Annotated in this window: 28 protein-coding genes; 15 read left to right on the top strand and 13 right to left on the bottom strand. The window is 62.7% G+C overall.

What is annotated here, in order from left to right:
- Window positions 1–19 precede the first annotated feature (19 nt).
- The 7 genes from JET14_RS00945 to paaN all read right to left on the bottom strand — a co-directional run bounded on the left by JET14_RS00945 (window position 20) and on the right by paaN (window position 8,195).
- On the bottom strand, window positions 20–1,954 hold the full coding sequence (locus JET14_RS00945; protein ID WP_200336400.1) for a 3-hydroxyacyl-CoA dehydrogenase NAD-binding domain-containing protein: 1,935 nt from the start codon (window positions 1,952–1,954) through the stop codon (window positions 20–22).
- Between the two features lies 1 nt (window position 1,955).
- Window positions 1,956–2,657 (bottom strand): ABC transporter ATP-binding protein, encoded by a 702-nt coding sequence (locus JET14_RS00940; protein ID WP_200336399.1) that lies wholly within the window; start codon window positions 2,655–2,657, stop codon window positions 1,956–1,958.
- Window positions 2,644–3,426 (bottom strand): ABC transporter ATP-binding protein, encoded by a 783-nt coding sequence (locus tag JET14_RS00935; RefSeq protein ID WP_200336398.1) that lies wholly within the window; start codon window positions 3,424–3,426, stop codon window positions 2,644–2,646. Before JET14_RS00935 ends, JET14_RS00940 begins: the two co-directional genes overlap by 14 nt.
- Window positions 3,423–4,379: a branched-chain amino acid ABC transporter permease gene (locus tag JET14_RS00930; protein WP_200336397.1), complete on the bottom strand. Its 957-nt coding sequence runs from the start codon at window positions 4,377–4,379 to the stop codon at window positions 3,423–3,425. The genes JET14_RS00935 and JET14_RS00930 overlap by 4 nt, the downstream gene beginning before the upstream one ends.
- Before the next feature lie 4 nt (window positions 4,380–4,383).
- The gene (locus JET14_RS00925; protein ID WP_200336396.1) at window positions 4,384–5,256 is read right to left on the bottom strand and encodes a branched-chain amino acid ABC transporter permease; all 873 of its coding nucleotides are present in this window, start codon (window positions 5,254–5,256) and stop codon (window positions 4,384–4,386) included.
- A 96-nt stretch (window positions 5,257–5,352) separates the two neighbouring features.
- Window positions 5,353–6,495, bottom strand: coding sequence for an ABC transporter substrate-binding protein (locus JET14_RS00920; RefSeq protein WP_200336395.1), 1,143 nt, complete (start codon window positions 6,493–6,495; stop codon window positions 5,353–5,355).
- Window positions 6,496–6,542: 47 nt separating this feature from the next.
- Window positions 6,543–8,195, bottom strand: a complete 1,653-nt coding sequence (paaN, locus tag JET14_RS00915) for a phenylacetic acid degradation protein PaaN (protein WP_200336394.1) — start codon at window positions 8,193–8,195, stop codon at window positions 6,543–6,545.
- A 99-nt stretch (window positions 8,196–8,294) separates the two neighbouring features.
- Here paaN and paaG point away from each other — a divergent pair, with 99 nt between their 5' ends.
- From paaG to JET14_RS00855, 12 genes are all read left to right on the top strand, one after another.
- Window positions 8,295–9,089 carry a 2-(1,2-epoxy-1,2-dihydrophenyl)acetyl-CoA isomerase PaaG gene (gene paaG, locus JET14_RS00910; protein WP_200336393.1) on the top strand — a complete coding sequence of 265 codons (795 nt, stop codon included), beginning with the start codon at window positions 8,295–8,297 and terminating at the stop codon, window positions 9,087–9,089.
- Between the two features lie 2 nt (window positions 9,090–9,091).
- Window positions 9,092–9,538 (top strand): hydroxyphenylacetyl-CoA thioesterase PaaI, encoded by a 447-nt coding sequence (gene paaI / locus JET14_RS00905; RefSeq protein WP_200336392.1) that lies wholly within the window; start codon window positions 9,092–9,094, stop codon window positions 9,536–9,538.
- A gap of 27 nt (window positions 9,539–9,565) precedes the next feature.
- A complete protein-coding gene (gene paaK / locus JET14_RS00900; protein WP_200336391.1) occupies window positions 9,566–10,882 on the top strand; it encodes a phenylacetate--CoA ligase PaaK in 1,317 nt (438 codons plus the stop codon).
- Window positions 10,883–10,972: 90 nt separating this feature from the next.
- A complete protein-coding gene (locus JET14_RS00895; protein ID WP_200336390.1) occupies window positions 10,973–11,572 on the top strand; it encodes a TetR/AcrR family transcriptional regulator in 600 nt (199 codons plus the stop codon).
- Between the two features lie 129 nt (window positions 11,573–11,701).
- Complete coding sequence (gene phnD, locus JET14_RS00890; protein ID WP_200336389.1) at window positions 11,702–12,649, top strand: phosphate/phosphite/phosphonate ABC transporter substrate-binding protein; 948 nt, start codon at window positions 11,702–11,704, stop codon at window positions 12,647–12,649.
- 70 nt (window positions 12,650–12,719) lie between these two features.
- A complete protein-coding gene (phnC, locus tag JET14_RS00885) occupies window positions 12,720–13,541 on the top strand; it encodes a phosphonate ABC transporter ATP-binding protein (protein ID WP_200336388.1) in 822 nt (273 codons plus the stop codon).
- Entirely contained in the window at window positions 13,538–14,338 is an 801-nt protein-coding gene (gene phnE / locus JET14_RS00880; RefSeq protein WP_200336387.1) for a phosphonate ABC transporter, permease protein PhnE, read from the top strand. Before phnC ends, phnE (JET14_RS00880) begins: the two co-directional genes overlap by 4 nt.
- Window positions 14,335–15,144, top strand: coding sequence for a phosphonate ABC transporter, permease protein PhnE (phnE, locus tag JET14_RS00875; RefSeq protein ID WP_200336386.1), 810 nt, complete (start codon window positions 14,335–14,337; stop codon window positions 15,142–15,144). Before phnE (JET14_RS00880) ends, phnE (JET14_RS00875) begins: the two co-directional genes overlap by 4 nt.
- 200 nt (window positions 15,145–15,344) lie before the next feature.
- Complete coding sequence (locus tag JET14_RS23015; RefSeq protein WP_200336385.1) at window positions 15,345–15,725, top strand: FeoA family protein; 381 nt, start codon at window positions 15,345–15,347, stop codon at window positions 15,723–15,725.
- A complete protein-coding gene (locus JET14_RS00865; protein WP_200336384.1) occupies window positions 15,722–15,955 on the top strand; it encodes a FeoA family protein in 234 nt (77 codons plus the stop codon). The genes JET14_RS23015 and JET14_RS00865 overlap by 4 nt, the downstream gene beginning before the upstream one ends.
- Complete coding sequence (gene feoB / locus JET14_RS00860) at window positions 15,952–18,285, top strand: Fe(2+) transporter permease subunit FeoB (RefSeq protein WP_200336383.1); 2,334 nt, start codon at window positions 15,952–15,954, stop codon at window positions 18,283–18,285. The genes JET14_RS00865 and feoB overlap by 4 nt, the downstream gene beginning before the upstream one ends.
- Before the next feature lie 11 nt (window positions 18,286–18,296).
- Entirely contained in the window at window positions 18,297–18,572 is a 276-nt protein-coding gene (locus JET14_RS00855; RefSeq protein ID WP_200336382.1) for a FeoC-like transcriptional regulator, read from the top strand.
- 4 nt (window positions 18,573–18,576) lie between these two features.
- On the opposite strand, the gene JET14_RS00850 is transcribed toward JET14_RS00855, so the two are convergent.
- The 6 genes from JET14_RS00850 to JET14_RS00825 form a co-directional block, all read right to left on the bottom strand.
- Complete coding sequence (locus tag JET14_RS00850; RefSeq protein WP_200336381.1) at window positions 18,577–19,083, bottom strand: flavin reductase family protein; 507 nt, start codon at window positions 19,081–19,083, stop codon at window positions 18,577–18,579.
- Between the two features lie 96 nt (window positions 19,084–19,179).
- A complete protein-coding gene (locus JET14_RS00845; protein ID WP_200336380.1) occupies window positions 19,180–20,211 on the bottom strand; it encodes a methionine synthase in 1,032 nt (343 codons plus the stop codon).
- A gap of 14 nt (window positions 20,212–20,225) precedes the next feature.
- A complete protein-coding gene (locus JET14_RS00840; RefSeq protein WP_200336379.1) occupies window positions 20,226–21,203 on the bottom strand; it encodes a DUF1852 domain-containing protein in 978 nt (325 codons plus the stop codon).
- Between the two features lie 278 nt (window positions 21,204–21,481).
- Window positions 21,482–22,354, bottom strand: coding sequence for a LysR family transcriptional regulator (locus JET14_RS00835; RefSeq protein ID WP_200336378.1), 873 nt, complete (start codon window positions 22,352–22,354; stop codon window positions 21,482–21,484).
- A gap of 135 nt (window positions 22,355–22,489) precedes the next feature.
- Window positions 22,490–23,113, bottom strand: a complete 624-nt coding sequence (locus JET14_RS00830; RefSeq protein ID WP_200336377.1) for a class I SAM-dependent methyltransferase — start codon at window positions 23,111–23,113, stop codon at window positions 22,490–22,492.
- Window positions 23,113–24,042 carry an NAD(P)/FAD-dependent oxidoreductase gene (locus tag JET14_RS00825; protein ID WP_200336376.1) on the bottom strand — a complete coding sequence of 310 codons (930 nt, stop codon included), beginning with the start codon at window positions 24,040–24,042 and terminating at the stop codon, window positions 23,113–23,115. The genes JET14_RS00830 and JET14_RS00825 overlap by 1 nt, the downstream gene beginning before the upstream one ends.
- Window positions 24,043–24,175: 133 nt before the next feature.
- Here JET14_RS00825 and JET14_RS00820 point away from each other — a divergent pair, with 133 nt between their 5' ends.
- From JET14_RS00820 to aztB, 3 genes are all read left to right on the top strand, one after another.
- The gene (locus JET14_RS00820; protein WP_200336375.1) at window positions 24,176–24,655 is read left to right on the top strand and encodes an RrF2 family transcriptional regulator; all 480 of its coding nucleotides are present in this window, start codon (window positions 24,176–24,178) and stop codon (window positions 24,653–24,655) included.
- Between the two features lie 218 nt (window positions 24,656–24,873).
- On the top strand, window positions 24,874–25,650 hold the full coding sequence (gene aztA / locus JET14_RS00815) for a zinc ABC transporter ATP-binding protein AztA (RefSeq protein WP_200336374.1): 777 nt from the start codon (window positions 24,874–24,876) through the stop codon (window positions 25,648–25,650).
- Window positions 25,647–26,516, top strand: coding sequence for a zinc ABC transporter permease AztB (aztB, locus tag JET14_RS00810; protein ID WP_200336373.1), 870 nt, complete (start codon window positions 25,647–25,649; stop codon window positions 26,514–26,516). The genes aztA and aztB overlap by 4 nt, the downstream gene beginning before the upstream one ends.
- The last annotated feature ends 10 nt before the right edge of the window (window positions 26,517–26,526 follow it).

Raw genomic sequence — 26,526 nt, 5'->3', positions numbered from 1 at the left:
CAATGTCGGCTGACCAAGATCAGCCGTCGCTGGCAAACATCGGCCCGCCCTTGTGGCGCGGAAAGCCATAGCCATGGATTTCGACAAGGTCGATATCAGCCGGCTTTTCGGCGATGCCTTCGGCGAGGATCGCGCGGCTCTCTTCCGCCATTGCCTTCACAAGCCGATCGGCGATCGCCTCGAGGCTCAGCCGCGAAGAGCCCGCGATCCGGCCTTTCAAGAGGGCATGCACCGTATCGGAAACGATCGGCATCCGGTTTCCGGTCTCGTAGTCATACCAGCCGCCGCCGGACTTCTGCCCCTTGCGCCCGGCGCGCACGAGAATGTCGCCGAGCGTTTCCGGCACAGCCTCGCCTGCCGCCCGCGCGCCCTCACGCTGCAGGAAGGCGATGTCGAGGCCGCCGAGATCCTGCGCCTCGAACGGGCCCATCCTGAAGCCGTAGCCGCGCATGGCCGCGTCGATATCGGCGATTGCCACGCCCTGTTCGACCAGTTCCTCAGCCGCAGCGCGGTAACGCTTGAGAATACGGTTGCCGATGAAGCCCTCGCAGATGCCGGCGCGCACCGGGATCTTGCCGAGCCTTTTCGCAAGCGCAAAACCTGTCGCAAGCACGGTTTCGGAGGTCTCCGGTACCGGCACGATTTCAAGAAGCTTCATCACATGGGCGGGCGAGAAGAAATGCAGGCCGATGAAGCGTGCGGGGTTCGCCAGGCCTTCGGCAATCAGCCGCGGATCGAGATAGGAGGTGTTGGTTGCCAGCACCGCATCGGCGCGGCAGACCTGGCCCAGCTTTTCAAAGACAGCACGCTTGACCGAAATCTCCTCGAACACCGCCTCGATCACCAGATCGCAATCGCCGAGCGCCCTGTATTCCGTCGTGCCGCCCAGAGACGCCATCAGCTCGACGCGGCCCGCCTCGGTGAGCTTGCCTCGCTTGACCGAGCCCGCCAGGATGCCGTCGATCGTGCGGATGCCGCGCGCGACAGCCTCCTCGTCGCGCTCGATCAGGGTGACGGAGAACCCGGCCGTGAGCGCCGCGACCGCAATCCCCGCCCCCATCGTGCCGCCGCCGATGACGCCGACGGCAGAGACGGCAAGCGGCTCGATGCCCTTCAGGCTTTCAGGACGGGACGCAGCGCGTTCGGCAAAGAAAACGTGGCGAAGGGCTGCGGCCTCCTTCGAGGCGCGCAGTTCCAGAAAGATTTTCCGTTCATGCTCCATCGCCGCGTCGAACGGGTTTTCGACGGCAAAGCGGATGGATGCCAGAACGTCCAGCGGCGCGCGATAGCCGGGCTTTCTCGCGTCCTTTTCGGCCGCTGCCCAGAAATCCTCCGCAGGCGCTGCGACCGGGCGCTCCCGCGTCTTCGGCGGCAACGATGTCTCCATTGCCTGTTCGGCGAAGGCGACGGCCTCTTCGACCAGATCGCCATCGGCGATCGCATCGATCAGCCCCGCCTCAAGCGCGGGTTTCGCCTTCATCGGACGACCCGAGACCGCAAGCTTCACCGCCGTCTCGACGCCCGCAAGGCGCGGCGTGCGCACTGTTCCCGAAGCGCCGGGGATGAGGCCGAGCGTGACTTCGGGGAGGCCGACAGAGGCCTTCGCATCGGCAATGCGGAAGCGACAGCCGAGCGCGATCTCGAACCCGCCGCCAAGGGCCGAACCGTGGATGGCAGCCACCCAGGGCTTTTTCGCGTCCTCGATCGCGGCCACCACGTCGGGCAGAAGCGGCTCCCGCGGCGGCAGGCTGAACTCGCGCACATCCGCGCCGGCGATGAAGGTGCGTCCGGCGCAGGCGAGCACGACCGCCTTGACCTTATCATCGGCATCCAGCGTCTCGACGGCGGATAGAAGCGCCGCACGCACCGCATTCGACAGCGCGTTGACGGGCGGATTGTTGATGGTCACCACGGCGATTGCGCCGCGATGGGCGATGGTCATCACAGTCTTCATGTCAGATTCCAAGATAGGCCTCGCGCACCTGCGGATCGGCGATCAGCGCCGCCGCCGCGCCTTCCATGGTGATGCGGCCGGTTTCCATCACATAGCCGCGATCGGCGATCTTCAGCGCCCCGTAGGCATTCTGTTCAACGAGAAGCACGGTCACGTCGCGCGCCTTCAGGGCCTTCACCACATCGAAGATCTGCGCCACCAGCAACGGGGCCAGCCCCATGGACGGCTCGTCCAGCAGCAGACAGGCGGGCCGGCCCATCAGCGCGCGGGCGATCGCCAGCATCTGCTGCTGGCCGCCCGAAAGCCCGCCTGCGGTAAGGTTCCGCTTTTCCTTCAGGATCGGGAACATCTGAAAGGCGTCTTCCATGTCCCGTTCGACGCGATCATCGGTGAACAGAAATGCGCCGAGCCTGAGGTTTTCCTCGACCGAGAGATTGGTGAAGATCTGCCGGCCTTCCGGAGACTGGGCAAGGCCCTGCTTCAGCCGCCTGAAGGCAGGAACATTTGTCATCACCTCGCCGCGAAAGATCATCTCGCCATCGGTCACCGGCTGCAGGCCGGAGAGACATTTCAGCAGCGTCGTCTTGCCTGCGCCATTGGCGCCGACCACGGTGACGATCTCGCCGGATGTGACCTCGAGATCGATGCCGTGCAGCACCTCGATGCGGCCATAGGCCGAACGCAGGCCCTTAACCGTCAGCATCGGCGGCCTCCTCTTCGGTTCCAAGATAGGCGGCGATCACCGCCTTGTTGCGCGACACGGTTTCCGGATCGCCCTCGGCGATCTTCTCGCCGTGATCGAGCACCACGATATGGTTGGAAATGCGCATCACCATCTTCATGTCGTGCTCGACGAGAAGGATGGCGATTCCGGTTCTTGCCAGTTCGGCAATCAGCCGGTCGATTTCCTCCGTTTCCACCGCGTTGCAGCCCGCCGCCGGCTCATCAAGCAACAGGACGCGCGGGGAGACGGCGAGCGCCCGGGCGATTTCCAGCCGCTTCAGCGCGCCATAGGACAGATTTCCGGCCTGGCGTTCGGCGGCCTTCTGCAGGCCGACGCGGGCGAGCAGTTCCTGCGCGCCTTCCCTGGCCTCCGCCGCCCGTTTCTTCGAGGCCGGAAGCGACAGAAGATCGGCGACCAGCGCGCCGCGTTCCTGCAGGTGAAAACCGGCGATCACATTTTCCAGAACCGTCATCTCCTGGAATATCTGCAGGTTCTGGAAGGTGCGGGTCAGGCCGAGGGTCGCCAGCCGGTCGGGCCGTTTTGCGGTAATGTCGCGGCCGTCGAGCGTCACCTTGCCTTCGCCCGGCAGATAGACGCCGGAGATCATGTTGAACAGCGTGGTCTTGCCCGCGCCGTTCGGCCCGATCACCGAGACGATCTCGCCGGCGCTCGCCGAAAAGCTGACATTGTTGACGGCGCGCAGGCCGCCGAAGGAAATGCCGAGGCCCTGAACATCAAGAAGGCTCATTCGTCCCTCCCCTTCAGTTTGTTTGCGATCGAGGGCAGAAGCCCGCGCGGCAGGAAGATCATCACCGAGATCATGATCGCGCCGAGAACGAGCTGCTCATATTCGGCAAAGACAGTGAGCACCTGCGGCAGAAGCGTGAGGATCGCAGCCCCCAGCATGGCCCCGAGAATGGAGCCGACGCCGCCGAGCACGGCCATCGACACCATCTCGATCGAATGCATGAAGCCGGCCACATCCGGCGTGATGAAGCGGTTTTGCAGTGCCAGCAGCGAGCCGGCGACCGAGGCATAGACGGCGGAAATGATGAAGGCCTGCAGCTTGACGCGGGCGACATCGATGCCAACCGTGCGGGCGGCGACTTCAGACCCGTGCAGCGCGCGCATGGCGCGGCCCGTCGGGCTCATCGCCAGATTGAGCGCGATCCAGACGCCGATGACGAGCACGATGCCGGAAACGCCATACCAGAACTCGCCGCCGGAGACGCGCCAGCCCATGTCGCGCAGAAGATCGCGCAGACCAAGCTCCGGCACGGCCATGCCGTCCGGGCCGCCCGTCAACTGCCGCTCATTGGTGAGCACGAGAGACACGAGAATTCCGAAGCCGAGCGTCGCCACCGCCAGGTAATAGCCCTTGAGCTTGAGGATCGGCCGGCCGATGAGGGCAGCCACGCCGCCGGAAATAACGGCGCCCAGAAGGGCGGCAAGGGCCGGGTGCAGTCCCAGATATTCCGGTGCCAGAGCGCAGGAATAGGCGCCGATACCGGCAAAGCCCGCATGGCCGAGCGAGATCTGCCCGGCATAGCCGATGAGGATGACGAGGCCGATCACCGAAAGCGCGTTGACGAAGATCAGAGCGCCGACGCGGTAGTAATAGCCCGAGGGAAAGAAGAAGGGCAGAATGGCGACAAGGGCTGCGACGATCGCGATCTGGATCCATTTCGAATGTGCTGACATGGCTTCAGACCCTTTCCGTCGACTTGGCGCCGAACAGGCCCTGGGGCATGACGAACAGAACGGCAAGGATGACGACGAAGGCGACGGCTTCCTTGTATTGCGAGGAGATATAGCCGGCCGTCAGCGCCTCCATCAGGCCAAGCGCGATGCCGCCGACCAGTGCGCCCTTCGGATTGCCCATGCCGCCGAGCATGGCAGCGGCAAAGCCTTTCAGCGCCAGCGCCACGCCGACATCGTAGCTCACCAGGGTGATCGGCGTGATCAGCACGCCGGCAAGGGCGGCGATCGCCGCCGACAGCGAGAAGGAGAGCGTCATAACCCAGTTTGTGTTGATGCCAACAAGCTGGGCGGCGAGCCGGTTGTTGGCGGCCGCCAGCACGGCCTTGCCGGTCAGCGTCTTGGTGAAGAAGGCCCACAGACCGACGAAGACAAAGACGGCGCCGCCGATCACCCACAGGCTCTGCGGCAGGATGGTCGCGCCGAGAATGTGGATCGGATCGTCGCCGGAAAAGGCGGGAAAGCGATGAAGCTGCTTGTCGAAGACAAGCTGCGCCACGCCGCGAATGAAGATCGAGGCGCCGATGGTGATGATCACCAGCGAGACCACCGGCGCGCCGCGCGCGGGTTCGATCGCAAGCTTGTTGAGCGCGACGCCGACGGCTGCGGTGATGACGATGGCAAGTAGTCCTGCCAGCGGCAGCGGCAGGCCGGCGGCATAGGTAAAGGCGGTGATCATGCCGCCCAGCATGACGAATTCGCCCTGCGCGAAATTCACCACGTCGGAGGCGTTGTAGATGATCGTGAAGCCGAGCGCGACCAGCGCGTAGACCGCGCCGACCGTAAAGCCCGACAGAATGAATTGCATCAATGCGTCCATGGATGGATCCCGAAGGGTGACAGCGAAGGAGCGGGCAGACAACACCCGCGGCGACCGCCCCGCGCCTTTCACCGGCGCGGGGCGTCTTTCAAATCGTCAATCGATCGATGTCCAGCCGCCATTCTCGATTTCAAGCATGCGGAAGGCGGAAAGGTCGAGGCCGAGATGGTTGTCCGGGCCCATGGTGTAGACGCCGGTGGTGCCGACGAGACCATCGGTCGCCTCCAGCGCGTCACGGATGGCGTCCGGGTCTTCGCCGCCGGCTTCGGTCATGGCGTTGACCATCAACAGGAAGGCATCATTGGCATAGCCGCCGAAGGTCGAAACGTTCTGGCCGTACTTATCCTCATAGGCGGTCTTGTACTCCATCACCACGTCGCGCTGGATATCGTCTTCCGGCAGGATATCGGCGATCAGAAGCGCCGTGCCCGGCAGGCGAACGCCTTCGGCGGCTTCCGGACCCACAAGCTCGATGAAGCTGTCGGAGGCCACGCCGTGGCTCTGGTAGAACGGAAGCTCGATGCCGAGCTGGCTGGCATTGCGGGTGACGATCGCCGGACCCTGGCCGAAGCCGGGATTGAGGATCGCCTGAACGCCCTCAGTGTTCTTGATCTTGGTGAGCTGCGGCGTCATGTCGGCGTCGCTCGGGCCATAGATCTCGTCGGCGAGGATCTCGATGTCATAGCCGCCGGCAACATCCTTGCACTGCGCCTGCATCGATGCGCCGAAGCCGTCCGTGCCGGAGATCATGCCGATCTTGGTGATGCCGTTCTTCTGCATGTTGTCGAAGATCTTCTCGCAGGCCATGCGGTCGGTATGCGGCGTCTTGAAGACGTAGTCCTTGACCGGATCGATGATCTGGATGGCGCCGGCGAGCGAGATGAAGGGAATGCCTTCGTCCTCGGCAACCGAGAGGATCGACATCGAGGTGCCGGTGGTGGTGCCGCCGATGATGGCGACCACTTCGTCATCCTCGATCAGGCGGGTGGCGAAGGTGCGCGCCTTGTTCGGATCGCCGCCGTCATCATAGAGCGTCAGATCAATCTTCTCGCCATTGATGCCGCCCTTGGCGTTCAGTTCCTCGACCAGCATCTCGATGGTCTTGGCTTCCGGATCGCCGAGAAAGGCGGCAGGACCCGTGGCCGAAAGGCTGGCGCCGAGCTTGATCTCGGCGCTTGCGGCCGTTGCGAGACCGAGCGTGGCGAGCATCGCCAGAGCCGTTGTTGTCATCAATTTCATTGGATTCTCCTCCCTGATGTATCCAAAACGAGCTGTCAGGCCGCCTTTCAGGCGGCTCTGGGCCAGCGGATCATGACGCGCCGGAAACGCGGCGCGACAAAGGCCGTATCGGTGAGGCTTGCATTGCCCGAAGGGTTCGCTCCCGTGACATGATAGTCCGAGAAAGCCGCCGACTGATTGACATAGATATTGCCGGTGAGGTTCACCGAGAGATTGACGCCGGCCTTCGAAAAGGCGTTTGCGGCCTCCTCGATCAGCGCGCCGTCGGTAGCGTAGAGCGCCGCCGTGATCGCGCCCTTTTCCGCCGCAATGGCAGACGCCCTGGCGATGGCGTCATGCGCATCGTCGCAGGCGATGAAGAAGGACACCGGGCCGAAGCATTCGTCACGCTCAAGGCCGCCTTCGCGGCCATCGGCCACAACAAGAAGCGGCGTCGCCGAAGCGCCGAGCCCGGTCTCGCGGCTTTCGCGCACGACGCGGCCGGCATGGCGGGCTTTTTCGATGCGCTCGAAGGTCGCGGCATTGGCGATCGCACCGCAGATGGAAGAGGCCTGCGCGCCGTCTTCAAGCAGACTGTCGATAGCAGCGACGATGCCGCCGACGACCTCAGCGAAGCTCTTGTGGCCCTCATCCGTCTCGATGCCGCCCTTCGGCAGATAAAGATTCTGGGGCGAGGTGCACATCTGGCCGGAATAGAGCGACAGCGAAAAGGCGATGTTGTCGCACATGCCGGCAAAATCATCTGTGCCGGTGATGGTGATCGAGTTGACGCCGGTCTCCTCGGTAAAGACGAGGGCGCCGTCCGCATTCTTCCGCAGCCAGGCGGCAAAGACGGAAGAGCCGGTATAGTCGATGATCGAAAACGCCCGGGTTTCGACCAGCGCCTTGGTGATTTCCGCGCCCGGCTCGTCTGCGGCGAGCAGAACCACATCCGGCGAGAAGCCTTCTTCCGCCAGAACTTCACGCAAAACCTTGACGGTGAGCGCCAGCGGCAGGATCGCGCCCGGATGCGGCTTGACGATCACCGTGTTTCCGGTGGCAAGGCTGGCGAACAGGCCCGGATAGCCGTTCCAGTTCGGGAAAGTCTGGCAACCGATCATCAGCGACAGGCCGCGCGGGACAATGCGCCAGCGCTTTTCCACCGTAATCGGCTCGCGCTTGCCCTGCGGCTTTTCCCATGTGGCGGCGGTGGCGCTGCCGGTCATTTCCGCATAGGCCGCGGCAACCGCCTCAAGCCCGCGATCCTGCGCATGCGGGCCGCCGGCCTGGAAGGCCATGGGAAAAGCCTGGCCCGTGGTGTGCATGGTGGCGTGGCCGATGAGGAAGCTCATGGCGTTGAGGCGGGTGAGCGCCTCCAGAAGAATGCCGGCACGGGTTTCCGGATCGGCGGAGGCCCAGGGCTCGGCAGCCTTTTCGGAGGCCGCGATCAGCGTTGCGGGATCGGCGGCAGGATAGGTGATGGAAAGGCTCTTGCCCCATGGCGCGTTCTCGCGGCCAACGCGGCGCGTCTCGGGATGAGCCGGCATATCGAAAGCATTGCCGACAAGCGCCTCGAAGGCGGCAATGCCGTCCGCCTTGGCGGTTCCGCCATAGACCTTGCCCGACGGCACTTCCGGAAACGGCGTCCAGAAGGCGCGGGCCCTCAGCGCTTCCACCGCCCGCGCCAGCAGCGCGGAATGGCGATCGTACAGGTTCGTCATGTCTCCTCCCAAATTCCGGAGACTATTATTGACCGACCGGACGGTTTATGCAACAACAATTATCAACCGCGCTTGAGGAGAGCGCGACGGGAGGCAAGAATGACCGATAATGAAAGCGTGCTCGTCACGTTGAAAGATGGCGTGTTGGGCGTAACGCTCAATCGTCCCGACAAGCTGAATTCCTTCAATGTCGACATGCACCTTGCGCTGCGGGCAGCGCTGCAGCGCGCCCGTGACGAGGCCGAAATCCGCGCCGTTCTTCTGACCGGCGCCGGCCGCGCCTTCTCCGCCGGCCAGGACCTCGGCGACCGCGACCCGCGCAAGATGACGGAAAAGCCGGACCTCGGCGAAACGCTCGAGACCTATTACAATCCGACGCTGCGGCTGATCCGTTCGCTGGAGAAGCCGGTGATTGCCGCCGTCAACGGCGTGGCCGCCGGCGCCGGCGCCAATATCGCCTTTGCCTGCGATATCGTGTTTGCCGCCAAATCCGCGAAATTCATCCAGGCCTTTTCGAAGATCGGCCTCATCCCCGATGCAGGCGGCAGCTGGTCGCTGACGCGCGCGCTCGGCGAGCCGCGCGCCAAGGCGCTGGCGATGACTGCCGAGCCGCTTCCGGCGGAGAAGGCCGAAGACTGGGGCCTGATCTGGAAGACTGTCGAAGATGAAAAGCTGATGGAAGAGGCAAGCGGCCTTGCAACCAGGCTCGCAAATGGCCCGACGAAAGGTCTGGGACTGACCAAGCGCCTGATCCAGGCCGCCTCCGAACACGACCTCTCCACCCATCTGGACATGGAGCGCGACTGCCAGCGTGAGGCAGGCCGCACGGATGATTATGCCGAAGGCGTGACCGCCTTTCTGGAAAAGCGCACGCCTGTCTTCAAGGGAAAATGAGCATGGACGCTACCATCAACGCGATGAGCCCGCAGGAACTGGCCGAAGCCTGTGCGAAGGCCATGTGGAACGACGACAATGCCTCGCGGCATCTCGGCATGACGATCGAGCATATTGCCCCCGGCGAGGCGACGCTTTCCATGACGCTGACGGAGACGATGACCAATGGCCACGGCAATGCCCATGGCGGCTATCTGTTCACCCTTGCCGACAGCGCGTTTGCCTTTGCCTGCAACACCTACAACCAGCTGACCGTCGCCCAGCACTGCTCCATTACCTATACCGCGCCGGGTGCGCTCGGCGACCGCCTGACGGCATGCGCGCGCGAGGTTTCGCGCAGGGGCCGGTCCGGCATCTATGATATAAGCGTGACACGGGAGGACGGAACGGTGATCGCCGAATTCCGCGGCCATTCGCGCACAGTCAACGGCACGCTGCTGCCCGCCTGACCGGCAGCCGTTTTCGAGGAGGAAGACATGAACGCCATCAACAACCTGAAACCGTCCCGCGAGATCCTCGATCCGATCGAGGTGGCAAGCCGTGACGAGATTTCCGCGCTTCAGCAAAAGCGCATGGCCTGGTCGCTGAACCACGCCTATGAGAACTCGCCCTTCTACCGCAAGCGCTTCGATGAGAGCGGCGTGCACCCGTCGGATTTCAGGACGCTTTCGGATCTTTCGAAGTTCCCCTTCACCGTGAAGACCGACCTGCGCGACACCTATCCCTTCGGCATGTTCGCCGTTCCGCGCGAAAAGCTTGCCCGCGTACACGCCTCCTCCGGCACCACCGGGCGCCCGACCGTTGTTGGCTATACCAAGAACGATATCGATGTCTGGGCTGATGTCGTGGCCCGCTCGATAAGGGCGTCCGGCGGTCGCGCCGGCGATATCTGTCATGTGGCCTATGGCTATGGTCTTTTCACCGGCGGCCTTGGCGCGCATTACGGCGCCGAACGTCTCGGCTGCACCGTGGTGCCGATCTCCGGCGGCATGACCGAGCGGCAAGTGACGCTGATGAGCGACTTCAAGCCGCAGATCATCATGGTCACGCCCTCCTACATGCTGTCGATCCTCGACGAGTTCCGCCGCCAGGGCATCGACCCGCGCGAAAGCTCGCTGAAGGTCGGCATTTTCGGCGCGGAGCCCTGGACCAACGCGATGCGGGCCGAAATCGAGGACGCCTTCGACATGCACGCCGTCGACATTTACGGCCTTTCGGAAATCATGGGCCCCGGCGTTGCCAATGAATGCGTGGAAACCAAGGACGGGCTGCATGTCTGGGAAGACCATTTCTATCCCGAAATCATCGATCCGCAGACCGGCGATGTGCTTCCCGACGGCGAGATGGGCGAACTGGTCTTCACCACGCTGACCAAGGAAGGCCTGCCGATGGTGCGCTACCGCACCCGCGACCTGACCCGCATCCTGCCCGGCACGGCGCGCTCCATGCGCCGTATCGAAAAGATCACCGGTCGTTCCGACGACATGATCATCCTGCGCGGCGTCAACGTCTTCCCGACCCAGATCGAGGAAATGATCCTGAAATGCGATGGCCTCAGCCCCCATTTCCAGATCGAACTGACCCGCAAGGACCGCATGGACGTCATGACCGTGCATGTGGAGTGCACGCCGGATCAATCCTCTGCCGAAGCGCGGATGGCATCGGCGAAGGAGCTGGCGCACCACATCAAGTCGGTGATCGGCGTTTCAACGAAGATCGACATTCGCGATCCGGAAAGCGTCGCCCGTTCGGAAGGCAAGGCCAAGCGCGTGGTTGACAATCGCCCGAAATAATCACCGGCCGGTTGGTCAATTGATTAGACAGTGCTAGAAGGGGCGAAACCGCCCCTTTTTACCCCATCATCAGGATTTTCTGGAAAGACCATGGCGAGAACACGGGCCAATGATTTCGAGGAAAAGCGGCACGGACTGCTTTTGAACGCCGCCCATGTGTTCGCCACGCAGGGCATGGAAAAGGCGTCGATGTCGCAGATCGCGCGCGAGGCCGGCGTGTCAAAGGCGCTGCTCTACCACTATTACCCGTCCAAGGAGGCGTTGATCTTCGCCATCATCGCCTCGCATCTGGAGGCGCTCGATGCAGCGCTCGCGGAAGCCGACGACCCCGGCCTCGAACACAAGGCCCGGCTTGAGAAACTGGTGATGACGGTGCTGAACGAATATCGCGGCGCCGACGACCAGCACAAAGTGCAGCTCAATGCGGCGCCTGCCCTTACCGCCGAGCAGACCAAGCAGATCCGCGCGCTGGAACGCAGCATCGTCGGCCGTTTCTCTGCCGTCATCCGCGAGATCCATCCCGAGCTCGACCGCCCGGAGCGTCCGCTCCTGATGCCGGTCACCATGTCGCTGTTCGGCATGATGAACTGGGTCTATATGTGGTTCCGCGACGGCGGCAAGATCACCCGCGAAGACTATGCGGCAATGGCGACGACGCTGCTCCTGGAAGGCGTAAAGGCTGTCCGGTAGGACGGCAGGCAAGCCGCAAGGACCTTCGGTTCAATCGGACGGTCGAGGCGGAGACAGGTGTATCGTCGTAATACTGTAACGAAGACTTGCTAAGTCGCCTCCAGAGCCAATACAGACTGGAGAGCCAATATGCGCAGTATGCTTCTTGCCGCCACTGCCCTGATCGCGATGTCCGTTCCGGCCCTTGCCGATTTCACACTGGATAGCCGCTACACCGACGCCGATGGCGATCTGATTGCCGACATCCCGTCCGATCCGGCCGACCTTGTGGACCCGTCCGTCCTGATCTTCGCCTACACGCCGGTTGAAGACCCGGCCGTCTACGCCGAGGCCTGGGCCGATTTCCTGGCCCATATGGAAGAGGTCACCGGCAAGAAGGTCCAGTTTTTCCCGGTCGATTCCAACGCCGCCCAGATCGAGGCCATGCGCGCCGGCCGTCTGCATGTCGCAGGCTTCAACACCGGCTCGAACCCGCTGGCCGTTGCCTGCGCCGGCTTCCGCCCCTTCACCATGATGGCGGCCGAGGACGGCTCGTTCGGCTATGAAATGGAACTGATCACTTATCCCGGCTCCGGCATCGAGGACGTGGAAGACATCAAGGGCAAGACGCTTGCCTTCTCCTCGGAAACCTCCAATTCCGGTTACAAGGCTCCGTCCGCCATCCTGAAATCCGAATACGGCATGGAAGCCGGCACCGATTTCGAGGCAACCTTCTCCGGCAAGCACGACAACACCATTCTTGGCGTTGCCAACAAGGATTATCCGGCCGGCGCCATCGCCAATTCGGTGCGCAAGCGCATGCTCGCCCGCGACGTGATCTCCGATGACCAGATCGAGATCATCTATACCTCGCAGACCTTCCCGACGACCGGTTACGGCGTTGCACACAACCTGACGCCCGCGCTTCAGGACAAGATCAAGGAAGCCTTCGCCTCCTTCGAATGGGAAGGCTCCTCGCTTGAGGAAGAATTCTCGAAATCCGGCGAAGCGCAGTTCATCCCGATCACCTTCAAGGACAACTGGGCCGTGATCCGTCAGATCGACGAAGCCAACGGCGTTTCCTACGACTGCCAGTAAGTCAGCCGAAATCCCATTCGGACGGACGGGCGGATCTCATCCGCCCGTCCATCTTTTCGTGGAACACGACATGCTTGAACTGAAATCGCTCACCAAGACCTACAAGACCGGCGACAGGGCTCTGGTCGATGTCAGCCTTTTGGTGCCTGAGGGGCAGATCGTCGGGCTGATCGGGCCCTCGGGCGCGGGAAAATCCACGCTCATCCGCTGCATCAACCGTCTGGTCGAACCGACCGATGGCGCCGTACTCCTGTCGGGCAGCCCGATCACCGGTCAGGACCAGCGCAAGCTGCGCGCCATGCGCCGCCGCATCGGCATGATCTTCCAGGAATATGCGCTGGTCGAGCGCCTGACGGTGATGGAGAATGTGCTCTCCGGCCGCCTCGGCTATGTCGGGTTCTGGACCAGTTTCACCCGCCGCTACGGCGCAGACGATATCAGCCGCGCCTATGGCCTTCTCGACCGCGTCGGCCTGCTTCAGCATGCTGACAAGCGCGCGGATGCGCTTTCCGGCGGTCAGCGGCAACGCGTCGGCATTGCCCGCGCCCTCGCCCAGGAACCGGAACTGCTTCTGGTCGACGAACCGACGGCCAGCCTCGACCCAAAGACCAGCCGGCAGATCATGCGGCTTCTGATCGAGATCTGCGCCGAGCGCAATCTTCCGGCGATCGTCAATATCCACGACGTGCCCCTTGCCCGCCAGTTCATGCAAAGGATCGTCGGTTTGCGCGCCGGCGCGGTCGTGTTCGACGGCGCGCCCGATGCGCTGAACGAAACGGTTCTGACCGAAATCTACGGCGCGGAAGACTGGAACGCGATGCGCAGGAACGCCGAGGACGACAACACCGCCGAGGCCGAAGCCGCTGCGCTGATGGCGGGCATCGAAAGATGAGCAGCTACCCGACAACATGGAAACGCCCACCGCAGATCTTCACGCATCGCGGCTGGCGCATCGTCATTCAGGCCGGCTTCGCCGTGTGGCTGGTGCTGGCGCTTGCGACGCTTGACCCGAACTGGGCGCGCATTGCCGAAGGCTGGACGCGCGGCGCGCGCTTCCTTGCCGGCTTCCTCCAGCCCGATTTCACCAGCCGCTGGGGCGATATTTCCAAGGGCCTGGTGGAAAGCCTGACCATGACGCTGACCTCGACGGTCGCCGGCGTCATCATCTCGGTTCCGATCGGCATCGGTGCGGCGCGCAACGTCTCGACGCCCGCCATCTACATGATCTGCCGGACCATTATCGCCGTCAGCCGCTCGCTGCAGGAGATCATCATCGCGATCTTCTTCGTTGCCATGTTCGGCTTCGGCCCCTTCGCCGGGTTCCTGACGCTCTCCTTCGCGACGATCGGCTTCCTATCCAAGCTCCTGGCCGAGGACATCGAGGACATTGACGAGGCACAGGCGGAAGCCGTCCGCGCCACCGGCGCTTCATGGCTGCAGATGATCAACTACGCCATCCAGCCGCAGGTGATGCCGCGGCTCATCGGCCTGTCGCTTTACCGGCTCGACATCAATTTCCGCGAGAGCGCGGTGATCGGCATTGTCGGAGCCGGCGGCATCGGCGCGACGCTGAACACGGCGATCGACCGCTACGAATATGACAGCGCCGGCGCGATCATCCTGATCATCATTCTGCTGGTGATGGTGGCCGAGTATGGCTCGAGCTACATCCGGAAGCGACTGCAATGACCGATCCCGCCTATCCCGAAATCTGGCGCCGCAGGACCGCGCGGCAAACGCTCCTGATCTGGGCCGGCTGGTTCTTCCTCGTTGCGTTGACCGTCTGGTGCTGGCAGTTGATGACCCGCGACACGATCTGGGCCTTCGTCAGCGACGCGCCCGTCCAGGCTGCCGATATCGGCAGCCGCATGTGGCCGCCGCGCCTTTCCTACATGAGCGAGTTGTGGGGGCCGCTCTGGGACACGCTGAACATGGCGACGCTCGGAACCATACTGGGGGTTATCCTTGCCGTCCCGGTGGCGTTTCTCGCCGCGCGCAACACAACCCCGTCGGCATTGATCCTCAGGCCTGTTGCGCTGTTCATCATCGTTGCCAGCCGCTCGATCAATTCGCTGATCTGGGCCTTGTTGCTGGTGGCCATCATGGGGCCCGGGCTTCTGGCCGGCGTCATCGCCATCGGCCTGCGTTCGATCGGCTTCATCGGCAAGCTGCTCTATGAGGCAATCGAGGAGGTCGACAGCGCGCCCGTCGAGGCCGTCACCGCAACGGGCGCCAGCCACGCGCAGATTCTCGACTACGCCATCGTGCCGCAGGTCCAGCCCGCCTTCTGGGGCATTACCGTGTTCCGCTGGGATATCAACATTCGCGAAAGCGCGATCCTTGGCCTTGTTGGCGCCGGCGGTCTCGGGCTGAAGCTGCAATCATCGCTCAACGTGCTGGCATGGCCGCAGGTCACCATGATCCTGATCGTCATTCTGGCGACGGTCATCATGTCGGAATGGGTATCGGCCCGCGTCCGCCGGGCAATCATCTAGCGCATCGTGCTCTATAAGGATTTGTTTTTTTCGGATGTGTTTCCGGCAGAAATAATTCCTGAAGAAAAACCGACCTTTTTCCGTTTAGCACCGGACCGGAAAAGCACTCTGTTGACCCAGATCAAAGCACGAACCGAAGCGCAGGAGCGTATTGCAGATATAAAGTTGAGAATTGATTTCATGTTTTCCGGGTGCCGACCATGTCCGACCTCACCATTGGCTTTGGTTCAAGCTTCGCTCTCCCGCCTGCAGGGACGCGAAAGACCGAAGACCCGCTGACAAGCCGCTCAACCCGCGATGCCTTCTCCTCAAGGCCGTGCCCCCTGGCCTCAGCGGATGAAGCAACCTGGCTCCGGGTCGTTGCGCTGAAGGCCGGCGACCGGTTTCGCAGAAAGCTTGGCGCGCTCGGGATACAGCCCGGCAGCAACATCCGGATCGTCTGCCGCACGCAAGGTGGGCCGCTGGTTGTCGCCCTTGGCGGCGTCGGGGAAGCCCGCATCGCGATCGGCGGGGGCATGGCCGCCAGGATCACGGTCGTGCCGACAGAGGATTTTTGCAAACAGGGAGCACCAAGACAATGACGTCCGAAGAGCTGCAGGTTGGCGCAAGGATACGCGTGACCGGATATCATCGCGGCGAACGGGCTGGTCGCCAGCGCCTGCTCGCCATGGGAATCACGCCGGGAACCGATTTTCTCGTGACCCGGATCGCCCCGTTCGGCGATCCCGTCGAAATCCGCATCCGTGATTTTTCCCTTTCTCTGCGCCGCGCCGAGCTCTCCGCATTCCGGGGCGAAAGGGTGCCGTCATGACGTCGATCACGATCGCGACGGCAGGCAACCCGAACTGCGGCAAGACCACGCTCTTCAACGCGCTGACCGGCGCGCGTCAAAGGGTCGGCAACTGGCCCGGCGTCACGGTCGACCGCAAGGAAGGCCGCTTTTTGCACAAGGGTACCACCGTCAATGTGGTTGACCTGCCCGGCACCTACTCTCTCGGCGATGGCAGCGAGGCCGGCCTCGACGAGACCATCGCCCGAGACTACATCCTCTCCGGCGAAGCCGATATCGTGCTCAACATCGTCGATGCCTCGAACCTGGAGCGCAATCTCTACCTGACTGCCCAGCTCATCGAAATGCAGGTTCCCGTCATTGTCGCGCTCAACATGATGGACATGGCCGCGGAGAGTGGCCTCAGGATCGATTGCGACAAGCTGGCAAGCCTGCTCGGCTGCCCGGTCGTGCCGATTATTGCAAGGCGCGGCAAGGGCATCGATGCGCTGAAGGACGCCATCATTGTCGCGGCAGATGCCGCCAAGGCGTCCACCGCGCGCCTGTCCTACCAGCCGGAGGTCGAGGCCGCGATTGCGGCGCTTTCAGGTCCCGCCGCCGCACTGGCCAGGAAACGGGGCGTCAAACCCTATTGGCTTGCGGCCCGCCTGCTTGAGGGCGATGCGGCTCTGGAAGCCTTGTGCGACAGCGCTCTCGCGCGACAGGCAGAAGAGGCCCGAGAAAATGTCGAGGACGCGCTCGACGAGGACATCGACATTCTCTTTGCCGACATTCGCTACGGCTTTGCCAACAGCATTGCCCGTTCGGCTGTCAAGCGCACGCACCGGGTGTCGCGCACATTGTCGGACCGGATCGACGCGATTGTTCTCAACCGCATGCTCGGAATTCCGATCTTTCTGGCGGTCATGTATGTGATGTTTCTGTTTGCCATCAACTTTGCCAGCGCCTTTATCGATTTCTTCGACATTCTGACAGGAACGCTGCTGGTCGACTGGCCGAGCGCGGCGCTGACGGCCATCAGCGCGCCGGGTTGGCTGATTGCCATCCTGCCGCAGGGCGTTGGCGCAGGCATCCAGACCGTGTCGACCTTCATTCCGGTGATCGGCTTCCTGTTCCTGTTCCTCACATTCCTGGAGGATTCGGGCTATATGGCTCGCGCCGCCTTTGTGATGGACCGGTCGATGCGCGCCATCGGCCTGCCCGGCAAGTCCTTCATCCCGATGGTGCTCGGCTTCGGCTGCTCCGTGCCGGCCGTCATGGCAACCCGAACGCTCGACAATCGCCGCGACCGGATCATGACGGTGATGATGTCGCCATTCATGTCCTGCGGGGCAAGGCTCCCGGTCTACGCGCTGTTTGCGGCCGCCTTCTTCCCCGTCGGCGGGCAGAACGTGGTGTTCGCGCTCTATCTGATCGGCATTCTGGCCGCGATCGCGACCGGGCTTCTGCTGAAGAACACCCTGCTGCGCGGTCCCGTCTCTCCCTTCATCATGGAGTTGCCGCCCTACCACATCCCGACAGCCAGGAGCCTTCTCAGAACGACATGGGACAGGCTGAACGCCTTCATGTTCAAGGCCGGCAGGGTCATCATCGCCGTCGTCGTGGTTCTTGGTTTCCTCAATTCGCTCGGAACGGACGGATCCTTCGGCAATGACGACACGGAAGCCTCGGTTCTCTCGGCCATTGGCCGCAGCATTACGCCGGTTGTCGAGCCTATGGGTATTCAGGAAGATAACTGGCCGGCAACCGTCGGCCTGTTCACCGGAATCTTCGCCAAGGAAGCGGTGGTCGGCACGCTGAACGCACTTTATGGCCAGATCGCCGAGAACGAGGCTGCCGGAGAAGAAGCGCAAGAGACGTTCAGCGTCGTCGCCGGTATCAGCGAGGCCTTCGCCTCCATTCCGGCCAATCTCGCAGACGCTGCGGCAAGCCTCGCCGATCCGCTCGGCCTCGGCGTCGGCGACATCGCCGATCAGGCTGTCGCAGCCGAGGAACAGGGCGTTTCGACCGGCATCTTCGGCGCCATGGCCGCCCGTTTCAACGGCAGGATCGGGGCTTTCGCCTATCTCCTGGCGATCCTGCTCTATATGCCCTGCGTTGCTGCAACGGCCGCCATATGGCGTGAAAGCGGGACCCGCTGGACGCTGTTTGCCTTAACCTGGACAACCGGGCTCGCCTACGGATCGGCCGTGCTGGTCTATCAGCTCGGAACGTTTTCGGACCACCCCGCAGCCTCCAGTCTGTGGGCCGCCGGCATCCTCGGCCTCCTGGCGGTCGTGATCGCCGCAATGCGCCTTCTTTCCAGTCCCAAAGCCACCGTGCCGGATCGCCCGCGCGGCGTAACCGCATAAGGAAGTCAGGCATGCTGCTCGCAGATATCAGGCTCCATCTCGCCCAGAACGGGAGCGCGTCCATCCAGGAACTTTCCAACCGCTTCGATACCGATATCGAAGCGGTTGAGAACATCATGTCTGTTCTGAGACGAAAGGGTTCCGTGCGTCAGATCTCGGGCGAACCGCCGGCCTGCGCCAGGGCAGGATGCGGTTGCGGCTGCGCATGCTCGTCGGCCGCGCAGAAAAGCGCCGATGTCTATGAATGGGTCGGCAGATCGAAACGGGCGCGACAAGCGCCGGGCTGATTGCTCAACCGGCCGGATGGGCTGCGAGGCTGCCGAACTGCCCCGCGTGATAAAGAAGAGGGACTGCGTCCGGATCGCGATCCAGATGCCGGACATGACCGATGAGAAGCATATGGTCGCCGGCCTCGACCTGCTTGACCACGTCGGCCACGATCACCGCTGCCGCCTCTCGCAGGACGGGCAGCCCGTCGCGGTGCTCCAGGAACAGGTCCGTCAATGTTCCATCCTGTCGCCCGGCAAAATGCAAGGCATGCGCGCGCATCGCCTCCGTCAGGATATTCACGGCAAAACGGCGCGCGCTCAAAACCCTGCCCAGCATCCTCGACCGGCGATCGAGAGAGATTGCGATCAATGGCGGATCGAGCGAGACTGACATGAACGCACTGGCCGTCATGCCGTGGTCGCCCTCGCCTGAACGCGTGGTGATGACCGTGACGCCGGTGGCAAACCGGCCGCAGCAATCGCGCAGGTCGCGAGGGTCGATCCTGTCGACAAAGGCGGTTTCAGACATCGGGATCTTTTTCCTGTTGAAGCCTCTCATGCCTTCTCGGCACCCGCCTCCGCCCTGCGGGTATAACATGACCAGGCGGACCGGTTTCGGGGCCGGTTATGCGGCCGCGAGCTCCTGTCGGACGATTGCCGCACCGGCGCTCAACGCTTCGAGTTTTCCTCTGGCAACGCTGCGCGAAAGCGGCGTCATGCCGCAATTGGTGCAGGGGTAAAGCTTGTCCGCATCGACAAACCGAAGCGCCCTGCGCAGGGTCGCGGCGACCTCCTCCGGCGTCTCGATGGTGTTGGACGCAACATCGATCGCGCCGACCATCACCTTCTTGCCGCGAATGAGCTCGATCAGCTCCATCGGCACATGCGAGTTGTGGCATTCCAGCGAAACCAGATCGATATTGGATGCCTGAAGCTTGGGGAAGGTCTCCTCATACTGGCGCCACTCAGAGCCCAGCGTCTTCTTCCAGTCGGTATTTGCCTTGATGCCGTATCCATAGCAAATGTGAACCGCCGTCTCGCATTTGAGCCCTTCGATCGCCCTTTCCAGAGCGGCAATGCCCCAGTCGTTCACCTCCTCGAAGAACACGTTGAAGGCCGGCTCGTCGAACTGGATGATGTCGACGCCGGCGGCTTCAAGCTCGCGGGCTTCCTGATTGAGAATTCCGGCGAACTCCCACGCAAGCTTTTCGCGGCTTCTGTAATGGGCATCGTAAAGCGTATCGATCATCGTCATCGGGCCGGGCAGCGCCCATTTGATCGGACCGTCGCTCAGGCTGCGGAGGAACTTCGCGTCTTCGACAAAGACCGGCTTTTCGCGCGACACCGCGCCGACGACGGTCGGGACGCTGGCGTCATAGCGATTGCGGATCCTGACGGTCTCGCGTTTCTCGAAATCGACGCCATCAAGATGCTCGATGAAGGTCGTGACAAAATGCTGGCGCGTCTGTTCTCCATCACTGACGATATCGATGCCGGCGCGCTGCTGCTCGGCCAGCGTCACGCGCAGGGCATCCCGTTTGCCCTCGGCAAGTTCCAAGCCTTCAAGCTTCCAGGGGGACCAGAGCTTTTCGGGTTCTGCGATCCATGCGGGCTTGGGCAGGCTGCCGGCAGTCGATGTGGGGAGAAGTTTTTCCATGAACGGCAATCCTGTCATTGTGCGTATTGCGCGGACCAGTCGTTGAGAATGGCCCGGTAGGGCTTGATGAAGTTTTCCTCGGCAAACCGACCCTGCTCGCTCGCCAGACGCGTCCGCTCGACGCGGTCATAGACGATCCGGGTGAGCGAGTGATCGCCATGCCCGAGGTTCGGCTTGTAGCGCTCGCCGGCGGCGGAATTGGCGTTGTAGATCTCGGGACGATAGATCTTCTGGAATGTCTCCATCGTCGCGATGGTGCCGATCAGTTCGAGATCGGTGTAATCCAGGAGCAGATCGCCGAAGAAATAGAAGGCGAAGGGCGCGGCGCTGCCGGGCGGCATGAAATAGCGAACCTCCATCCCCATTTTCCGGAAATACTGCTCGGTGAGCGATGTCTCATTCGGCCGGTACTCAAAGCCCAGAACCGGATGCAGATTGGCCGTGCGATGATAGACCTTGCTGTCCGACACGCTGAGGCAGATCACCGGCGACTTGCGGAAGTGCTTTCTGTAGGTCTGCGAGTTGACGAAGGCCTTGAACAGCTTGCCGTGCAGTTCGCCGAAATCATCGGGAATGCTGAAGCCGGCCCTTCCCTTGTTGTGCTCTGGAAGCACGACGCTGAAATCATAGTCGCGCACATAGGAGGAGAAATTGTTGCCGACAATGCCCTCGATGCGCGCGCCCGTCCTGTGGTCGACGATCGTCGTCTTGAGCACCTCGATGGCCGGGAAGCTGTTGCCGTCGCCCTCGACATCGAGTTCGACGGAAATGATGTCGAGTTCGACCGAATAGCGATCACTTTCGGGATTGTCCCACTGCGCCAGGCTGTTGCAGCGATTGTCGATCATCCGCAATGCGTTGCGCAGGTTGTCCCGACGGCTCTCGCCTCTGGCAAGATTGGCGAAGTTGGTGGTGATCCGCGTGCCATCGGACGGCGTGTAGTCTTCGTCGAAGCGAATGCTCTTGATCGTGAAGGTGAAATCTTTGGTCATCGTGATCTGCTGTCCTGGCTTCCAGGGCAAGGCCCGAGTCCGTTTCTTGCGTGTTCGTGGTTTCTTGCTCTTCGTTTCAGGCCCGCCCGGTCGGCGCATTTTCCGTATCGACGAACAAGCCAATGCCTGTTCTATGTCAGAGCCAATTCATGAATGAAAATGATTTTATTTCAGGAAAACATGACAGAAACTCATAGTGAATGCTGCCAGTCTTGATGAACAGCAAATCTGCGTGCTTCTTAGCCGCCCGGATTGCACGCTCAAACGCAGCGGCCGGTTCAGATTCTGACGGTTTCGGCAAGCGTCATGAAGCCATCCAGATAGTCGGGACGCTCGCCACTCCGGTGGCCGAGATGAATCGACTTTGCGATCCCCTCGCCAATCCGCACGCCCTTCACCCCTTTGGCTTCGCGCAGGAGCCAGTCGGGGGTCGCGCTGACGGCGCGGCCGGATGCCACCAGTCGCAACATCAGATCGGTCGTTTCCACCGTGCGGTGACGGCGCGGCAGGGCGTGGGCGGGCACGAGGAAGCGGGTGTAGATATCGAGCCTCTCACGCGAGACCGGATAGGTGATCAGGGTTTCGCCCGCCAGATCCTCCGGCGCGATCCGTTGCTTTTGCGCCAGCGGGTGGTTCCCGGCCACCGCCAGAACCAGTTCGTAATCGAAGACAGGCCTGTATTCGAGCCCCGCACGTTCGATCGGATCGGGCGTGACGAGAATGTCGATCTCGTGGCTCAGAAGTGCTGCCAGACCGCCGAACTGGAAGGCCGTCGTCACATCCAGCTCGACATCCGGCCATTCCGCCAGGAACGGGTCGACCACCCGCATCAGCCAATCCTGGCAGGGGTGGCATTCCATCCCCACCCGGATCGCGCCGCGTCGCCCGCGCGCATAATCATCAAGAACCGCCGCGCCATGTTCGAGTTGCGGCAACACACGCATTGCCAGGCCAAGGAGATAGTTCCCCGCAAGCGTCAGGCGCAGCTTGTGTCCCTCACGCTCCCACAATTTGACGCCGTGCCGCTCCTCAAAGCGGCGGATCGCATGGCTGACGGCCGATTGAGTCAGATTCAACTGCTCGGCCGCCTGGGTCAGGCTGCCGGTGCGGTCAATCTCGCGCAGGATGGAGAGCGGCTGGATATCGATCATTGAGCATGAAGCCTTGTCATGAATTTAGTTTTCTTGTCGAAGCCACGTCATGATAGACAACCGATACCGTCTTACCAAGGGACCGATGCATCTGGCGGCAAGACCACCGGATGCGGATAGGCAGAACGGCACCGCTCAGCCGAGCCGCAGAAGGAAGATGATATTGTCCTTCACCTGCGCGGTTTGACCTTCCGGCCCTTTTGCCGCGCGCTCGATCCGGCAGACGCAATTGCGCTGCCAGTCATCCGGGGCAAGATGCATCGCGCGAAACGTCTCCTCGGCGGTAGGCGGCGGCGTCTCATTCGATGACCATGACCACGGCGCGTAGGAGCCATGCTCGACAATCAGAAGATGTCCGCCCGGCCTGACGACGCTGGCGGCGCGGGCCAGAACCTTGGTGCGCGGCCAGTCGTGCGGCGAATGCAGAAAGCTCGCCGTCACCAGGTCATAGTCGCCCCCGGGGAAAGAAACGGCGAGATCGTGCGCCTCGAAGCGCATGCGGTCCGCCACGCCGGCGCGGCGCGCATTGTCCGCCGCATATTCAAGCGCGACGGAAGAAATATCGACTGCGGTGACCGCCCAGCCGCGCCGGGCGAGCCAGACGGCGTCGTCACCCCTGGCGCAGCCGAGCTCCAGCGCGGTGCCCGCAGCAAGCGGACCGGCAAACTGGGCAAGGGCCTGCCCCGGCCTCCCTGAAGACATCGGCGAGGCCCTGGAATAGAGATCGTTCCAGAATTCGCCCTGTGCAGCCGCCTGCATCACGATGCCCTCCCGTCGTGCTGTCTGAGATCGGGGTCGAAGATCAGCGAGCGATGCGCAGAACCGCCGGCCATCGTACCGGCCGCGGCCGCAAGGGTTGCGTTCGGCATCGGGCTTGCCAGATCGCCGGCGGCAAAGACACCGGCAACCGTCGTCGCCTGCGTCTGGTCGACGGCAACATAGGGACCGGTCGGCCCCTCCCGCATTTCGCAGCCCAGTTGGGCAGCGATGTCGCAGGAAGGCGCGGTAATCGGCGCGAGGAACAGGCCGGCAAGCGCAACCGTTCGGCCGTCTTCAAGACGCACCGCTTCAAGCGCCGTTCCGGAACCGACGAGCTCCGCCACCGGCGTTTCCTCGATCCGCACACCACGGCTTTGCAGCGATTGCGTTTCATCCGGCGAAAGCCGAACCAATCCTTGCGTAAACAGCGTCGTCGGCCCCCAGTCGGGCAGCAGCATCGCCTGATGCAGGGCCATCTCGCCGCGCGCCAGCACCCCGACGGGCTGCCGGTTGAGTTCATAGCCATGGCAATAGGGGCAATGCAGCACGCTCGCGCCCCAGCGCTCGGCAAGACCGGGAAGATTGGGCAGGCTGTCGCGCACGCCATAGGCGAGGACGATCCGCCGAGCGGCAACATCGCCGCCGTCGGCCAGAGACACGCGGAAACCACTGCCTTCACGTTTGGTCGAAACGGCCGCCCCGTCGCGAAAACGAACGGTCGGATAGGCGTTCAGCTCTTCGCTGAACCGCGCCTTGATATCGGCCGGGCTTTGCCCGTCCTGGCCCGGAAACCCGTGCGACGCCGCCGCAAACCGGTTTCTGGGCATGCCGGTATCCAGCACCAACACCTGTTTTCGCGCCCGCGCCAGCTGCATGGCGGCTGACGTGCCGGCAAAACTGCCGCCGATAATAAGAACATCATGATCCATAGCCTGATCCTGTGTTTGGCTTAATGTATTTTTATGAGTTACATGAAATACCGAGCCGAAGCAAGACATGAAACTTTCATTGTTTCATGATCACTGCTAGAGAGGAGGCATCCGAAAGTCAGGAGCCCATTTGATGCCGCGCGACCTCCGCCTGTCCCGTATGCTGCACGTGCTGATCCATCTCGACCGGCATGTCGAACGCGCGACGTCGGATCAGATCGCCGGGATGATTTCGACGAATCCTGTCGTGGTGCGGCGGATGATGGCGGGCCTCAGGGACAAGGAAATCCTGATCTCGGAAAAGGGCCATGGCGGCGGCTGGCAACTGGCGCGCCCCTTGAGCGCAATATCGCTGCTTGATGTCTACGAGGCGATCGGCAGCCCGCCACTGTTCAACATCGGCCCCGGCGCCGAACCCGCCGACTGTCTGGTGGAAAAGGCCGTCGACGCCCGGCTTGACCTGGCGATGCAGGAGGCTGAACGCCGCCTGTTGCAGCAGTTCTCCGAGATCTCGGTGGAAGACCTTGCGCAGGATTTCGAGTACCGGTTTGCCGCCCTTCACGGGGACGCCGACAGTAATACGGCAGCCGCTTTCTCGCATGCCAAGAGCTGATCTTCGGACCCCGTCCAGTTTGAAGTGATCGGGCGCTGCGCCCAGTCGCCGGGCCAAGTCTCCGGCCATGACGGTCCATCACGACGCTGTATTCAAGGCCGGATATCGAAACGATTTTCAGGCGCGAGCAGAAAAGTGGTTGCCATCAAAATCGGCTTCCATTAAATGTAACGTTATTACATTACCAATCTGTCCCTGACTTGAGTGAAAGCCCTTTGATGGCTGAGGCCTGCCTGACCTTTCGCGATCTGACGCTTGGATATGACCGGCATCCGGCTGTGCACCACCTGAACGGCGTTGTCGGCAAGGCCAGCCTGACGGCGGTGGTCGGCGGCAATGGCTCGGGCAAATCGACGCTGATGAAAGGCATTGTCGGGCTGCTGCGGCCGCTTGGCGGCAGTTGCGCGGTGGCGCCCGGCACGCGCCTCGCCTATCTGCCGCAGCTCTCGGAGCTCGACCGCAGTTTTCCCGCGCGGGTCGTGGACCTCGTCTCGCTGGGCCTCTGGCCCCGCCGCGGTCTTCTCGGGCGGCATCGCGCCGAGGACCGGCGAGCGGTCAGCGACGCTCTGATGGCCGTGGGTCTTGAAGGCTTCGAGAAGCGTCCCGTCGACAGCCTCTCCGGCGGCCAACTGCAAAGAGCGCTGTTTGCGCGGGTTCTGGTGCAGGACGCCGATCTCATTCTTCTGGACGAACCGTTCAACGCGGTCGATGCACGCACGATCACCGATCTCGTGGCGCTGATCAAGAACTGGCACGGGGAACGACGCACGGTCATGGTTGTCGTCCATGACCTCGATCTTGTGCGCGAACACTTTCCCCAAGCGCTGCTGCTGGCCAGACGGCCCATCGCCTGGGGCGACGTCCACGGCACGCTTTCGGCGGAGAACCTGCTGCGCGCCCGCGATTACAGCGAGCCTTTCGATGAACATGCGCCGTGGTGCGCGCCCGGTGGCGATGCAGGCCTGCGGCAGGTCTCGGGGGGAGCGCGATCATGATCTACGACGCTCTGGTGCTGCCCTTCGTCGAGTTCGCCTTCATGCAGCGAGCCCTTGCCGGCGCGCTGATGCTTTCGCTGAGCGCCTGCCCGGTCGGCGTGTTCCTGATGTTGCGGCGCATGAGCCTGACCGGCGACGCGATGGCGCATGCGATCCTTCCGGGCGCGGCCGCCGGCTTCCTGCTTTATGGCCTTGAGATCGTCCCGATGACCATCGGCGGGCTTGTCGCCGGCATCTTCGTGGCGCTCGGCGCGGGCGCCATCGCCCAGCTCACGGTGCAGAAGGAGGATGCCTCGATGGCCGCCTTCTATCTGATTTCGCTGGCGCTTGGCGTGATGATGGTGTCGATGCGGGGCTCCAGTGTCGATCTGATGCATGTCCTGTTCGGCACGGTTCTGGCGCTGAACGACGATGCGTTGACATTGATCGCGCTGGTTTCCGCTACATCGATTGTTCTTGTCGGCCTGTTCTGGCGGGCGCTGGTGGCCGAATGCATGGACCCGCTGTTCCTGCGCTCCGTCTCCCGCCTTGGCTCGCCGGTTCACTTCATCTTCCTCGGCCTCGTGGTCATCAATCTGGTGGCGGGCTTTCAGGCGCTGGGAACGCTTCTGTCCGTCGGGCTGATGGTGCTGCCGGCAGCCGCCGCCCGCTTCTGGACGCAACGCGTTTCGACCATGTGCGCACTCGCCATCGCCATCGGCGTTGTTTCCTCCATCGTCGGCCTGCTGCTGTCCTATCACGCCTCGCTGCCTTCCGGCCCGGCGATCATCCTGTCGGCCGGCGCGATCTATTTCGTTTCGGTCGTCGCAAGCCCGCGCGGCCTTCTTCTGTCGCGCCTGCCGAAATCGCTGCATCGCGCGTCCTGATCAAGCAACC

The organism is Martelella lutilitoris, from assembly GCF_016598595.1.
GTDB lineage: Bacteria > Pseudomonadota > Alphaproteobacteria > Rhizobiales > Rhizobiaceae > Martelella > Martelella lutilitoris_A.
The sequence above is the reverse complement of the archived record's forward strand: the minus strand, read 5'-3'. Positions and strand labels throughout refer to the sequence as shown.